A 14,079-nucleotide genomic window follows, 5' to 3' on the forward strand; every position below is an offset into this window, starting at 1 on the left:
GCATCCGTAGTAAATTCAATCAAAAAGGTCTCAAAATGACTTTTGTAACATTAGATGATCGTTCTGGCCGAATGGAGCTGCGTTTATATGATGAACATTTAGAACAATTGAGCCAACCTTTAACAACAAAATCAGTGCTAATTGTGAAAGGTACATTAACATGGGATGATTTCAATGGTGGCATGCGTATTCGTCCATTAGAATTACAACATCTTGAGGCTGTTCGAGAAGCATCTGCGAAATCATTGATTTTAACCAATCATGCAAATTTTGAAATAACAAAAGCCCAAAAACTGATCCAATTAATCAAAGATTATCAATCAGATAATGGCAAACCTATTTATTTCAAATACCATACAGAGTACGCAAATGTCATGTTAGAATTAGGTAACTCTTCCCATTTACAAATCACAGATGACTTACTTGAAAAACTGTCTAGCCAATTTCATGAACTTTCAATAAAAGTACAGTATTAAGGAACTTATATACGTATGGTGGATCTGAATCAACTCTATTACTTTGCTAAAATCGTTGAATATGGCGGCATTAGTGAAGCAAGTAAACATTTACGAATCCCTAAATCTAAGTTAAGCCGCCATTTAGCAGCATTAGAAGAAGAGCTAGGGGTCCGTTTGATACATCGTACTACGCGCCATTTTTCAGTCACCGATATTGGTCAAACATATTATACTCATTGTCAAGCTATGTTAGAGAAGGCAGAAATTGCACAAGCATCTATCATGGAAGCACAAACAAAACCACGGGGATTAATCCGAATCACCTGCCCCATCACACTCTTACATATGTCTGTGGAGAATATGATCACAAGTTTTGTTAAGGAAAATCCTGAAGTTGAAATGATCGTTGATGCCACTAATCGAAGAGTTGATTTAGTTCATGAAGGTGTTGATATTGCTTTGCGTGTCATCAAACCACCTTTTGAAGATAGTGAATATGTCATGAAACGCTTAAGTGTACGAGAGCAAGTGCTGGTTGCTAGCCCTGATTTAATCAATCAAATAGGAAAAATAGTAACCCCTGAAACATTACACCAATTTCCTTCTCTAGCACATAACCAGCATCGCGATCGTAATAACTGGGAACTTATAGATCAACATAATAATACAACTATAGTCCCATTTAACCCCAAATTTATGACGACTGATTTATCCTTACTTAGAAAAGCAGCATTGAATAGTATAGGTATAGTTAAATTGCCATTAATGGTTGTTCATGATGATATTAAATCAGGGAAACTCATTAGAATCTTACCTGATTGGCATTTTCAAGATGAAGTTGTACACGCAGTCTATCCTTCACGTCGTGGCGTTATTCCTGCTATTCGCAGCTTTTTGGATCATTTAGAAAGTGAATTTGCTGAATTAGACAAATCTCAATGTTAATGGTTATTTAAACACTATATTTTTATTTTACTTTTCTACATGTATAATAAGTACAAATTATTTATGTAAACAAAGCAAATAAAATGAAAAAACCAAGCTTTTTAACATTACCTGAAAAAATTATGTTGCTAGCCATTGTTGTGATTACTATCACCTTGATGTTCTACTCTCATGTAGAACAATCTAAATACACTAAGCTCATTAGCAATGTACAACATTGCTATAAAGAAGATCATAAAAATGATCCTATTGCTACAAAAATAAAAAATAGAAATAACACACATAAAAGCTAGATAATATTACTCATAATCAATGAGTTATATTTTATAATACTTCACCACAAGTATTAATAATGTTATTGTTATTGAATATAACAATGAAGATTTTTCTAATGGTGAAATAATGAGTTTAATCACAATTTGGCTAGCTGCTATTACTGATATTTTTTGGGGTGACCCTAATTACCGTTATCACCCTGTTCGCATAATTGGCAATGCAATCACATTCATAGAAAAAAAATTACGCAAATACTGTTTGAATGATCATGCCTTGAAAATCGCAGGAATTTATTTAACAGTCTTAATTGTGCTTGGTACTTATTTAGCGATCTATTTTCTGATTGCTATCATCAATAAATATAGTCATTTATTCGCAACATTCATCTCTATCTTTCTCATATATTCATTCCTAGCACTTCAATCATTAGTAGATGCAGCTAATGATATTTACTATTCATTGAAAAATGAACCAATTGCACAAACTCGCCACAAGCTTGCCATGATTGTAGGTAGAGATACCCAACAATTGAATGAACAACAGATCACTAAAGCAACTGTAGAAACCGTTGCAGAAAATAGTGTCGATGGTGTGATTGCACCATTATTTTTCTTATTCATTGGCGGTGTACCATTGATGGCAGCCTATAAAGCCATTAACACATTAGATTCTATGGTTGGCTATCAAAATAGCCATTATAAAGCGATCGGCTGGTGTTCAGCTAAATTGGATGATATTGCCAACTATATTCCTGCTCGTTTAAGTTTATTGTTCATCACAGCGAGCGCTATACTATTAAAATTAGATTATAAGAATGCGTGGAAAATTGGCAGGCGAGATTGCTATCAGCATAAAAGCCCTAATAGTGCTTGGTCTGAAGCAACAGTTGCAGGTGCCTTGAATATCCAATTAGGCGGAGGCAATTATTATCATGGGATTTATGTTTATAAGCCAACCATTGGTGATGATATGAACACCATTAATATTGAACATATACAACAGGCAAATCATTTAATCTATGGTGCTTGTGCTATTGCTTTAGTCTCATTCACGCTCATTTTTTTAGTGCTTAAATTCGTATTTTAAAGGGTTCTCAATGATCAATGGCCACGGTGACGATTATTTCAATTTTAATCATATCGAGATTAATTTCAGTAGCAATGTTTATCAATCACCAGCGATTCCGGCTTTACAGCAATATTTAGCGGGTCAATTACATTTAATCACACGTTATCCTGAGCCAGATGCTGCATCATTGAAGCAATTACTGTCAGAAACCTATCATATTTCAGGGCAAAAACTTTGGATCACCAATGGAGCAATTGAAGCTATTTATCTGATTGCGCAAGCCTTCCAAAATCAACGTGCCACCATATTAGCTCCTACTTTTAGCGAATATGCAGATGCTTCTCGCATTCACAATTTAACGATTCAATATATTTATAATATTGACGAATTTAAAGGTGATAGCGAGCTATTTTGGCTGTGCAACCCCAACAACCCAACAGGCATTTATTGGGATGATGAAACACTAATTGCGCTATTTAAGCAATATCCTCAAACAACTTTTGTGGTGGATGAATCCTATTTAGCTTTCGTTCAAAGTGCTAGAAAAAATTTTTTTCCTTATCAACATTTACCTAATGTCATCACATTGCATTCGCTGACAAAATGCTTTGCCATTCCTGGTTTACGTTTGGGCTATTTCTCAGCATCCAAACAACTCATTCAAAGAATCAGCCATTATGCAATGCCTTGGTCAGTGAATCAATTAGCCATTGAAGCTGGTAAATTTCTCACAAAGCACAAAGAAAAATTTGCAGTACCTTTAATAGATTTATTAAAAAAAAGAGAAAATTTATGTGATGCTATTAATCAAATTTCAAGATTATCTACATTACCAACACAAACCCATTTCTTTTTAGTTCATATTCAAAATGAAACAATAACAGCTTCTGAACTTAAAAAAATCTTAGGCGAAGAATATGGGATTTTAATTCGTGATTGTGCAAACTTTGAAGGATTAACGCCCTATTATTTCCGCATTGCAACACAAAAAAAAGAAGCCAATGAATCTCTTATCAATGCCCTACAAATGATTTTTAATTAGCACTTAAACTTCTCTTAAGATATTGCTATATTTGTTAATCTTACAAAAATATTAGGCAGGATTTAAAATGGTGGATTCTCAGTGTAAAGGTTTTAATAGTCAACTCTTATCAGCAGATAAAAGCATTAAAGATGCTCATGGTGCAATCAACACACCCATTTATCGTACAGCAGCTTATGAGTTCCCTAATTCACAAGCGATTGCAGATGCTTTTCAAAATAAAGAGATGATTCCTTCCCACACTTATTCTCGCATCAGTAACCCTTCAGTTGAAAGTTTAGAGAAAAAGATCAAAGCCATTTCAGGTGGTGACAATGTCATGCTATTCAGCTCGGGTATGGGCGCGATCTCTAATGCTTTTATGGCATTAGCTTATGCAGGTAGCAACATCGTCACTTCCCCACATTTATTTGGGAATACCTTTGCATTTTTCCAATTCACATTGGCAGAATTTGGCGTAGAGGTTCGCTTTGTGGATACAGATGATTTGGCTGCTATAGAAAATGCCATTGATGAAAATACTTGTGCTTTCTTTTGTGAAGTGATCACGAATCCCCATTTAGAAATTGCAGATTTAGCCAATATTTCACCTATTTTGAAAAAGCATAATGTGCCAATGGTTGTCGATACAACAATCATTCCTTGGTGCGGATTTGATGCGAAAAAGTTTGGCGTGGATATTGAAGTGGTTTCCACCACAAAATACATTTCAGGGGGTGCAACAAGCTTAGGCGGTGCAATTGTTGATTATGGCTCATTTGATTGGTCCAAACATCCACGATTGAAAAAAGTTACGCCACAAGCACCATTCTCAGCATTCATGTTTAAAATTAAACGAGAAATCGCCCGTAACTTTGGTGCAAACATGGATCCTGATACAGCATTTTTCCAATCATTGGGCTTAGAAACATTAACGTTACGTTATGAAAAAATGAGCAATAATGCTTATGAATTGGCTAAGTTCTTAGAAACTTTACCGCAAATTGTGAAAGTTTCTTACACGCAATTAGACAGTTCGCCTTATAAAAAGCTATCCGATGAAATGTTTAAAGGGCATCCTGGTGCAATGCTAACTTTTGATTTAAAAGATCAAGTAACATGCTTTGCATTTATGGATAAACTACAGCTCATCAAACGTGCGACAAACCTATTTGATAACAATAGCTTGATCATTCACCCTGCTTCCACAATTTATGGTACATTCACAGCAGAAATGCGCAAAGTGATCGGCATTGAAGATACCTTGATCCGCATGTCCGTTGGCTTAGAGGAATTAGAAGATATCAAAGCTGATATTCTCCAAGCACTGCAATAATCAATTTTTCGCACATCAAAATCAAAAATCCTCGCCAATGCGAGGATTATTTTATACAGCATCCGATTTAACTAAACTTCGTAAATTGAACCTTGATATTGGAATGGGAAATCACGCGTGATTTTGCTGCCATCCACATACGATGCACGCGTTGGGCGTGCTAATTCTGCTTCATCAAAGATCGGCAATGGCAAGCGATGATCTACCGCCACTTTATTGTAATATTCATAACGCGTTGGATGCATTGCCACAACCACATTATAAATCTGTTTTTCAGTCCAATCACCCGCAATGATCGCCGCAATCGCATTCACAGCATCCACTCGGTGAACCATATTGATGCTATGATTTGGATAATCAAAATGCGTTTTCTTTTGTAACCAATTTTGTGGCAAGCGATCATCACCAAATAATCCACCCAAACGCACAATCGCCACAGGAATTTTAACTGCTGCCAACAATGCTTCTTCTGCTGCCAAAACTGCATCGCCTGAATCATTGATCGGTTCGCAATAAGATTGCTCTGTTACGATGTTAGCTTGCTTGCCATATACAGAGATTGAACTTGTGAACACAATGCGTTTTGCACCACAATATTCTGCTGTTTTCGCTAAAGCTGCCACGATGGATGCATATTTTTTCAAACCATGATGCCCATTCGGTGGCAATGTAATCACCAAAGTATCACAGCTGAATAGCGCTTTAATATTTGGGTTTCTTAATGATAAATCCAAAGTTGTATTCAACAACTGGCAATTCAAACCCAATGCTTTGACTTCTTCAACACCTTCTGTTGATGCCTTTGAACCTTGCACATCATAACCATCTTTTTGCAACTTCTCTGCCAATGGCAAACCAACCCAGCCCAAGCCAACGATGGAGACTTTTTCCATGTTATTTACTCATCAAATAAAAATAATGCACGGATTATAAGCCATTCATCGTGAGATTCAACGACTCCTTAATCTCCATATAAGTTTCTTGCACATAATTCTCTGCCCAAGCTTGATCATCGATCACCTCAAGTTTCACCGCACAATGCTTATATTCAGGGGTTTTGGTGATGGGATCGCCCACATCCAATGTGAGTTTATTACATGCACCAATCCACCATTGATATGTCATATAAACTGCGCCTTTATTCACTCGCTCATTGAAGTTAGCGCGCGTCATCACTTGCCCACGGCGCGATGCAATCCACACTAAATCTTGATCTTTAATCCCCATTTTCATGGCATCATCAGGATGAATTTGCACAAAACCAGGTTCATCAGCTAAAGTCTGTAATGCGCTACAATTGCCCGTCATTGATCGACAAGAATAATGCCCAACTTCACGCACTGTTGATAATATGAAAGGATATTCTTGATCTGTTTTTTCTAATGGCGGGCGCCATTGTGTTGCATATAATTGCCCTTTTTTCGATGGCGTTGAGAATAAGTTATTTTGATATAGCCATTCCGTGCCTTGATGATTTTCATCGGGACAAGGCCACTGAACATGCCCCAAACCTTCTAATTTCTCATAAGTCACACCAGAAAATGATGGGCATAATGCACGCATTTCATCCCATATTTCTTTCGTATTGGCATAATTCATTGGATAGCCCATCGCTGTGGACATCAAACTAATAATCTGCCAATCGGTTTTCACATCACCTTTCGGATCTACAGCTTTATTGAAATACTGAAAACCACGGTCCGCCGATGTATAAACGCCTTCATGTTCACCCCAAGAAGTTGCAGGAAACACAACATCCGCCATCAAGGCTGTTTTTGTCATAAAGATATCTTGCACAATCACAAATTCTAATTGCTCAAAGGATTGCTGAACCATAGATAGATCCGCTTCTGTTTGCATTGGATCTTCGCCCATCACATAAAAAGCTTTGATCTTATCTTCATGCACCACCAAATGCGGTACTTCACTTAAAAACTCGCCAACTTTGCTAGGTAATGATTCCACGCCCCAAGCTTTCTCAAATTTTGCACGAATGGCATCATCCGTCACAGCTTGATAACCGGGAAATTGATTTGGCAATGCGCCCATATCACAAGCGCCCTGCACATTATTTTGCCCACGCACAGGCGAAATCCCCACATTCGGTCGCCCAAGATTGCCCGTTAATAATGCCAAGCTTGCCAAGGTTTTCACAGCATCCACGCCTTGATTCCATTGCGTAACACCCATGCCCCACATGATCAAAGCACCCGATGATTTGGCATACATGCGTGCAGCTTCACGGATTTTTTGTGCAGGAATTCCTGTAATGGTTTCAGAATATTCTGGCGTATATTGCTGAACCGTTTGTTTCATAGCTTCAAAGCCTTCTGTGAACTGATTCACATAATTGGCTTTATAGAGTTTTTCCTCAATGATCACATACACAAATGCATTCAATAACGCGACATTCGTACCATTTTTAAGTGGCAGCCAAGCATCCGCAATGCGCGCAGTTTCAATATAACGCGGATCACACACAATGATCTTCGCGCCCTTTTCTTTCGCTTTGATCACTCGGCGCGCAATGATTGGATGAGAATCTGCAGCGTTATAACCAAAAACTAATAGACAATCAACATCCTCAATTTCATTGATGGAGTTGCTCATTGCGCCGTTTCCTACAGTTTGTTGCAGACCTGCAACAGATGGGGCATGTCACACCCGGGCACAACAATCTATGTTGTTCGTCCCCACCACTGCGCGCGCAAATTTTTGCATCAAGTAATTCACTTCATTGCCCGGCCCGCGGGATGAACCTGTGAGATAAATGCTATCTGCACCATGCTCTTTTTTAATTCTTTTTAAATTATCAGAAGCAAATACGATGGCTTCTTCCCAAGAAACAGGTTTCAGTGGTTCATTACGATTTTTACGCATCATCGGCGTTGTTAAGCGCGGCGTTAGAATTTTTGTATCATTGATAAAATCCCAACCATAATAACCTTTGAGGCACAATTCACCTTGATTGGTATAACCATTGGCGCCTTCTGCCCCCACGACTTTGCCATCTTCCACCATCAAATATAATTTGCAGCCCGATGCGCAATAAGGACATACTGTTAAAACTTTTTCCATAATATTTTTCCTCAACTTTATTGCGCTAAATTCACTAAACTTTTAGCCGCCGTTGCCTCGCGTTTTTCTTTGATAATTTCATCCATCGATTTTGCATCCATGATGCTCAATGCATGGGTTGGGCAAACTCGCACACAAGCAGGTCCTGTTGCCACTTCATGGCATAAATCACATTTCAATGCTTGGCTGTCTTCTTGTGTAATGACCGTCATCGCACCAAATGGGCAAGCAATCGCACAGTTTTTACAACCAATACAGAGCGATTGATCCACAATCACCGCGCTATCCTGTCTTGAGATTGCCAAGGTTGGGCAAACTTCCGCACATGGCGCATTTTCACATTGGCGGCATAACACAGGCAGCGTGATTTTTGCACCGCGAATCACTTTTAAGCGTGGCGAAAATGTCTCTTTCGGTAATAGCGTTTGCAATTTAATTTCAGAATGAGCAACAGCGCAGGCAATTTCACACGTTCGGCAACCAATGCAACGCTCTGCATTCACCGTGATAAAGTTATTCATGGCGTAACTCTCTTGCCACAAATTGTGGCGGGAAAATTGGCTGAATTTGTAGATATTTAATGATGCCTTCCGCAGCTCTTCTGCCATCTGACATGGCTGTCACAACAAGATCCGCACCACGGACAACATCGCCGCCTGCAAAGATTTTTGCATTCGATGTTTGGCAGAATTTACCTTCGCCACGCGCGGCATCAATCCCACCCCATTGATCTAAATTCACATGATAAGGCGATAACCAAGGCATCGCATGAGAGCTGAAACCAAAAGCTTGAAGAATAATATCTGCTTCTAAAATAAATTCAGAGCCTGCAATTTTTTGTGGTCGCCTACGGCCTGAAGCATCAGGTGCACCCATTTCTGTCCGCATCATTTCAATGCCTGAAACTTTGCCATCATTATTCAAAACAATACGCAAAGGCTGAACATTGAATAAAAATTCAACGCCCTCTTCTTTCGCATTTTTCACTTCCTTTTTAGAGCCTGGCATGTTCACTTCATCACGGCGATAAGCGCATGTCACAACTTCTGAGCCTTGGCGAATGGATGTACGCACACAATCCATCGCAGTATCACCACCACCCAAAACAACTACCTTTTTGCCTGCTGTATTCACATAAGGCTCTTTTTCAAGCTGTGCTAAATCCATCACATGCTTTGTGTTCGCAGTTAAAAATGGTAATGCATCATAAATATCATCCGCATTTTCATTCGCTAAACCTGCTCTTGTATATTGATAAGCGCCTACACCCACAAATACAGCATCGTAATCACGCATCAAATCATCAAAAGATATATCTTTGCCAATCTCTGTATTTAAGTGAAATTCAATGCCCATTTCTGTGAATAATTCACGGCGATGCACAAGGATATTTTTATCCAATTTAAAAGATGGAATGCCAAATGTGAGCATCCCGCCAATTTCAGGATGACGATCAAACACCACAGCTTTAATACCATTTTTGGTTAATACATCCGCACAGCCTAATCCTGCTGGGCCTGCGCCTATGATGGCAACGCGTTTACCTGTATTAACTACATTAGATAAATCAGGCTTCCAACCCATTTCAAAAGCGGTATCTGTGATGTATTTTTCAATGTTACCGATTGTCACTGCACCTAACTCTCTGCGATCCAAAGTACAAGCACCTTCACATAAGCGATCCTGCGGGCAAACTCTGCCACAAACTTCAGGCAATGAACTGTATTGATGACACAATTCAACTGCTTCTAAAATTTTGCCTTCTTTGGCTAACTTAATCCAATGAGGGATTTGATTATGAACTGGACATGTCCATTCGCAATAAGCATGATCACCACAAGTGATACAACGCTCGCCTTGCTTTTCGATATCGCATTGATTGAAACCTATATAGATTTCATCAAAGCCTGTTTTACGCGCTTCGATTGCAATTTTATCGGCATCTTTTCTAGGGATTTTGCCTAAATTACCAATAATAGAAGATTGTTGTGGTGCTTGATAGCCATGATTCCCAAGCATTGTGCGTAACTGTTTTTGTTGTTGATTATGTTGGATTAGGCTTTCATCATAATATTGAATGGCATTCGTTGGGCAAGCATTCACACATGCAGGCCCGTCATTTTTATCTTCACATAGATCACATTTATGCGCGACGGCTTCATAATTCAACAAACCATCTTGAGCTTGCCCATTCACAACGGAAATCACACCAAATGGACATGCAATTACACAGTTTTTGCAACCAATGCATTTATCTTCGATTAATTTAACGTAATCATCTCTAAAAATCAGTGCATCTGTCGGGCAAACAGCGACACAAGGAGCATCATCACATTGATGACACATCACAGATGTCCGCACATTACCATTATCTAATAATGTGACACGCGGTAAGAAATTCTCTTTGGATTCTGGCCATAAACCATCATTATGGGATAACACACAAGCAGTTTCGCACGCTAAGCAACCAATACAACTTAATGGATCAGTCAAAACGAATCGATTCATATTTCACTACCTAACTTATATTCTTAATATATTTCTAATTAAGCTAAATTTTACAATAAATCAGATAAATGCAGATATTTAGCCCTATCCTCTATGATTTAAAGCAAAAAATATTACATTTAGTTTTCTAAATCATTACAAAGATCAACATTTAACAGTATTGAATGCTTTATTTTTAATAAAATACTAATAATATATGTTTTATATGAAATAATTCTTGCCTAATCATTTAAACCTGATAATAATAAGGAAATATTCAAATCATTTAGGAGAATAATATGATTACTGGGTTGATCATCGGTACTTTACTTGGCTTTATATTGCAAAGAGCCCGCTTTTGTATGACAGGTGGTTTTAGAGATGTTTATCTCACCAAAAATAATACAATGCTGTATGCTTTTTTCATTGCTATTGCCATACAGGGGATTTTAGTTCTTGGCTTTGTGGAAACAGGTGCTTTAACCATTAAGGCGAGTACATTTTCTTTATTTGGCACGATTATTGGAAGCTTAGTGTTTGGTATCGGTATCATTTTAGCAGGCGGATGTGCTACAGGCACTTGGTACAGAGCAGCCGAAGGGCTCATTGGCAGTTGGGTTGCCTTAGCTTTTTATATGATTTTAGCTGCAACGATGAAATATGGTGCGTTATCAGGGTTTTCTCAAGAAGTTTCAAGCATTGCACGCTACCCTGATTCCATTGCACAAACTACGGGAATTCCACAATGGTTATTGATCATAATTTTTACAGTGCTAACCATTTACTTGGCACGTAAAATTCTAAAAAAACCAAAATTAAAGGTTGCATCCTTGCCCGCAAAGCACCAAGGCATTTTACACATCCTATTTGAAAAGCGTTGGCATCCATTTGTAGCAGCAGCGATCATCGGCATATTGGCAGCAATTGCATGGATTGCAAGCTCACAAACAGGACGAAACAGTGGATTAGGCATTACAACACCCTCTGCAAATATTGTTACCTTTTTAATCACTGGGAATTCTGACTTATTAGATTGGGGCGTGTTTTTAGTACTAGGCATTTTTATCGGCTCATACATTGCGGCTAAAGGCAGCAGAGAATTCAAATGGCGTTTACCAAGCAGTGCTACATTATTATCAAGCATGATTGGAGGGATATTAATGGGCATTGGTGCAAGTTTAGCTGGCGGTTGCACCATCGGTAATGGCTTAACTAAAACCGCCATTATGTCATGGCAAGGTTGGATCAGCCTAACATTCACAATTTTTGGTGTTTGGATTGCAGCTTATTTTGTGTATGTGCGTAAACGTAAAACAACACAACCTGCCCTCACATAAGTTACACAACGTTAATAAATAAACACAAGGAAACATTATTATGGCACTTTATGAATTAAAATCTGTTGGTTTAGTTTGCCCTTTTCCACTCATTGAAGCCAAAGAACAAATGGCTAAATTGGAAAAAGGTGATGAACTATTGATCGAATTTGATTGCACACAAGGCACAGAAGCTATTCCTCGTTGGGCAGCTGAAAATGGTTACCCCGTTTCAGATTATCAACAAATTGGTGATGCCACATGGCGCATTACAATCATTAAACCATAGTATGATCTAGCTTGCCTTATTATCTTTTAAGGCAAGCACATTAATTCCGACCAATTTTCTCACAATAATTTTTATCGCAAATTATGAGATCGTGTAGTACAATACAATCCCTGATATATATACATTTTATCCCAATCAGGAATTATTCATGACACGTTTTATCTTTGTGACTGGTGGTGTTGTTTCATCACTAGGTAAAGGCATTGCCGCAGCTTCTCTTGGCGCTATTTTAGAATCCCGTAAACTTAAAGTAACTATGATGAAATTAGATCCATACATTAACGTGGATCCTGGCACTATGAGCCCATTTCAACATGGTGAAGTTTATGTGACGGAAGATGGTGCTGAAACTGACTTAGACCTTGGTCACTATGAGCGTTTCATCCGCATGACTGCAACACGTAAAAATAGCGTGAGCGCAGGCCGTGTTTACTTAAATGTTATCCAGCGCGAACGCCGCGGTGACTACTTAGGTGGCACAGTTCAAGTCATTCCCCATATTACCAATGAAATTAAAACCTGTATTCGTCAAGCAGCAGGAGATGCTGATATTGCATTGATCGAAATCGGTGGCACAGTGGGCGATATCGAATCATTACCATTCTTGGAAGCTATTCGTCAATTAAGTTCAGAATTAGGTCGTGATCAATCATTATTTATGCATTTGACATTACTACCTTACTTACAAGCATCTGGCGAATTAAAAACAAAACCAACACAACATTCTGTCAAAGAATTACGCTCTATTGGTATTCAGCCTGATATTTTAGTTTGTCGTTCTGAGGTTGCCATTCCTGATGATGAAAAGAGCAAAATTGCTCTATTCACTAACGTACAAAAAGAAGCTGTGATCCAATGCTTAGATGCTAAAACAATTTATGAACTTCCACGAGTATTGCATGAAGAAGGATTAGATCGTATTGTTTTAGATTATTTAAATCTTTCAGCACCAGAAGCAGATTTAACAGAATGGGATGCTGTTGTTGAGAAAATCTTAACGCCACAGTCACAAGTAAATGTATTAATGGTTGGCAAATATATTGACTTAACAGATGCTTATAAATCAGTGAATGAAGCATTATTCCATGCTGGCATCAAAAATTCAGTAAAAGTTAAAATTCACTACTTAGATTCAGAAACATTAGATAATGCAAAAACAGAAGAAGAGCTTGCACCATACTTTGAAAATATTGATGCGGTTCTAGTCCCTGGTGGCTTTGGCGAACGAGGCATTGAAGGCAAAATCAATGCAGTTCGTTATGCCCGTGAACACAAAATTCCATACTTTGGCATTTGCTTAGGTATGCAAGTTGCTGTGATTGAATATGCACGTAACGTAGCAGGTTTAACAGATGCAAACAGCTCAGAAATCCGCTCAGATACACCACACCCTGTGATCGGCTTAATCACTGAATTCACTAATGCAGCCGGAGAAACTGAACGCAGAACAGCTAAATCAGATGTTGGTGGTACAATGCGTTTAGGCGCACAAACCTGTGTTTTAGAACAAGATTCTAAAGCGTACTCAATCTATCAAAAAGAAGAAGTTGTTGAACGCCATAGACATCGCTATGAATTCAATAACGATTATTTAAATGTTTTAAAACAAGCTGGATTAAAATTCTCTGCTTGGTCAAAAGACAAAGAACTAGCGGAAATCATCGAAATTTCTGATCATCCTTGGTTCATTGCATGCCAAGCACATCCTGAATTCAAATCAACGCCACGCGATGGCCATCCATTGTTTGTAAGTTTCATTGCGGCAGCGGTTGAACGCCAAAAGAAAACTTCTGGCCAGTAATTCC

Annotated in this window: 13 protein-coding genes; 9 read left to right on the forward strand and 4 right to left on the reverse strand. The window is 38.4% G+C overall.

Annotation, left to right across the window (positions count from 1 at the left end; genetic code table 11):
* From BZK14_RS04495 to BZK14_RS04520, 6 genes are all read left to right on the forward strand, one after another.
* A partial coding sequence (locus BZK14_RS04495) for an OB-fold nucleic acid binding domain-containing protein (protein ID WP_245831154.1) occupies positions 1-476 on the forward strand: 476 nt, incomplete at its 5' end.
* A gap of 15 nt (positions 477-491) precedes the next feature.
* Positions 492-1,403 (forward strand): LysR substrate-binding domain-containing protein, encoded by a 912-nt coding sequence (locus tag BZK14_RS04500; protein ID WP_077925375.1) that lies wholly within the window; start codon positions 492-494, stop codon positions 1,401-1,403.
* Positions 1,404-1,486: 83 nt separating this feature from the next.
* The gene (locus BZK14_RS04505; RefSeq protein ID WP_077925376.1) at positions 1,487-1,696 is read left to right on the forward strand and encodes a hypothetical protein; all 210 of its coding nucleotides are present in this window, start codon (positions 1,487-1,489) and stop codon (positions 1,694-1,696) included.
* A 109-nt stretch (positions 1,697-1,805) separates the two neighbouring features.
* On the forward strand, positions 1,806-2,765 hold the full coding sequence (gene cbiB, locus BZK14_RS04510; RefSeq protein WP_077925377.1) for an adenosylcobinamide-phosphate synthase CbiB: 960 nt from the start codon (positions 1,806-1,808) through the stop codon (positions 2,763-2,765).
* A gap of 10 nt (positions 2,766-2,775) precedes the next feature.
* The gene (locus tag BZK14_RS04515) at positions 2,776-3,789 is read left to right on the forward strand and encodes an aminotransferase class I/II-fold pyridoxal phosphate-dependent enzyme (RefSeq protein ID WP_077925378.1); all 1,014 of its coding nucleotides are present in this window, start codon (positions 2,776-2,778) and stop codon (positions 3,787-3,789) included.
* Between the two features lie 67 nt (positions 3,790-3,856).
* Complete coding sequence (locus tag BZK14_RS04520) at positions 3,857-5,104, forward strand: aminotransferase class I/II-fold pyridoxal phosphate-dependent enzyme (protein ID WP_077925379.1); 1,248 nt, start codon at positions 3,857-3,859, stop codon at positions 5,102-5,104.
* Positions 5,105-5,175: 71 nt separating this feature from the next.
* On the opposite strand, the gene BZK14_RS04525 is transcribed toward BZK14_RS04520, so the two are convergent.
* Genes BZK14_RS04525 through aegA form a run of 4 tightly spaced genes read right to left on the reverse strand, consistent with a single transcriptional unit; the run spans position 5,176 to position 10,690 of the window.
* Positions 5,176-5,997 carry an NAD-dependent epimerase/dehydratase family protein gene (locus BZK14_RS04525; protein ID WP_077925380.1) on the reverse strand — a complete coding sequence of 274 codons (822 nt, stop codon included), beginning with the start codon at positions 5,995-5,997 and terminating at the stop codon, positions 5,176-5,178.
* Between the two features lie 34 nt (positions 5,998-6,031).
* A complete protein-coding gene (fdhF, locus tag BZK14_RS04530; RefSeq protein WP_077925381.1) occupies positions 6,032-8,182 on the reverse strand; it encodes a formate dehydrogenase subunit alpha in 2,151 nt (716 codons plus the stop codon).
* Positions 8,183-8,199: 17 nt separating this feature from the next.
* On the reverse strand, positions 8,200-8,703 hold the full coding sequence (locus BZK14_RS04535; protein WP_077925382.1) for a 4Fe-4S dicluster domain-containing protein: 504 nt from the start codon (positions 8,701-8,703) through the stop codon (positions 8,200-8,202).
* Positions 8,696-10,690 (reverse strand): formate-dependent uric acid utilization protein AegA, encoded by a 1,995-nt coding sequence (aegA, locus tag BZK14_RS04540; RefSeq protein WP_077925383.1) that lies wholly within the window; start codon positions 10,688-10,690, stop codon positions 8,696-8,698. The genes BZK14_RS04535 and aegA overlap by 8 nt, the downstream gene beginning before the upstream one ends.
* A gap of 278 nt (positions 10,691-10,968) precedes the next feature.
* Between aegA and BZK14_RS04545 the strand changes: the two genes are divergently transcribed.
* The 3 genes from BZK14_RS04545 (at position 10,969) to BZK14_RS04555 (ending at position 14,075) form a co-directional block, all read left to right on the forward strand.
* Positions 10,969-12,006 (forward strand): YeeE/YedE family protein, encoded by a 1,038-nt coding sequence (locus BZK14_RS04545; RefSeq protein WP_077925384.1) that lies wholly within the window; start codon positions 10,969-10,971, stop codon positions 12,004-12,006.
* 40 nt (positions 12,007-12,046) lie between these two features.
* Entirely contained in the window at positions 12,047-12,274 is a 228-nt protein-coding gene (locus BZK14_RS04550) for a sulfurtransferase TusA family protein (protein WP_077925385.1), read from the forward strand.
* Positions 12,275-12,422: 148 nt separating this feature from the next.
* Positions 12,423-14,075, forward strand: coding sequence for a CTP synthase (locus BZK14_RS04555; protein WP_077925386.1), 1,653 nt, complete (start codon positions 12,423-12,425; stop codon positions 14,073-14,075).
* Positions 14,076-14,079 lie beyond the last annotated feature (4 nt).

It is taken from the genome of Wohlfahrtiimonas larvae, assembly GCF_002006755.1.
In the GTDB taxonomy this organism is placed as follows: domain Bacteria; phylum Pseudomonadota; class Gammaproteobacteria; order Cardiobacteriales; family Wohlfahrtiimonadaceae; genus Wohlfahrtiimonas; species Wohlfahrtiimonas larvae.

Coding starts and splice junctions, on each gene's coding strand:
- BZK14_RS04535 (WP_077925382.1), bottom strand. CDS start 8,703: ATGAATAACTTTATCACGGTGAATGCAGAGCGTTGCATTGGTTGCCGA.
- BZK14_RS04505 (WP_077925376.1), top strand. CDS start 1,487: ATGAAAAAACCAAGCTTTTTAACATTACCTGAAAAAATTATGTTGCTA.
- BZK14_RS04500 (WP_077925375.1), top strand. CDS start 492: ATGGTGGATCTGAATCAACTCTATTACTTTGCTAAAATCGTTGAATAT.
- aegA (WP_077925383.1), bottom strand. CDS start 10,690: ATGAATCGATTCGTTTTGACTGATCCATTAAGTTGTATTGGTTGCTTA.
- cbiB (WP_077925377.1), top strand. CDS start 1,806: ATGAGTTTAATCACAATTTGGCTAGCTGCTATTACTGATATTTTTTGG.
- BZK14_RS04525 (WP_077925380.1), bottom strand. CDS start 5,997: ATGGAAAAAGTCTCCATCGTTGGCTTGGGCTGGGTTGGTTTGCCATTG.
- BZK14_RS04545 (WP_077925384.1), top strand. CDS start 10,969: ATGATTACTGGGTTGATCATCGGTACTTTACTTGGCTTTATATTGCAA.
- BZK14_RS04555 (WP_077925386.1), top strand. CDS start 12,423: ATGACACGTTTTATCTTTGTGACTGGTGGTGTTGTTTCATCACTAGGT.
- BZK14_RS04550 (WP_077925385.1), top strand. CDS start 12,047: ATGGCACTTTATGAATTAAAATCTGTTGGTTTAGTTTGCCCTTTTCCA.
- BZK14_RS04515 (WP_077925378.1), top strand. CDS start 2,776: ATGATCAATGGCCACGGTGACGATTATTTCAATTTTAATCATATCGAG.
- BZK14_RS04520 (WP_077925379.1), top strand. CDS start 3,857: ATGGTGGATTCTCAGTGTAAAGGTTTTAATAGTCAACTCTTATCAGCA.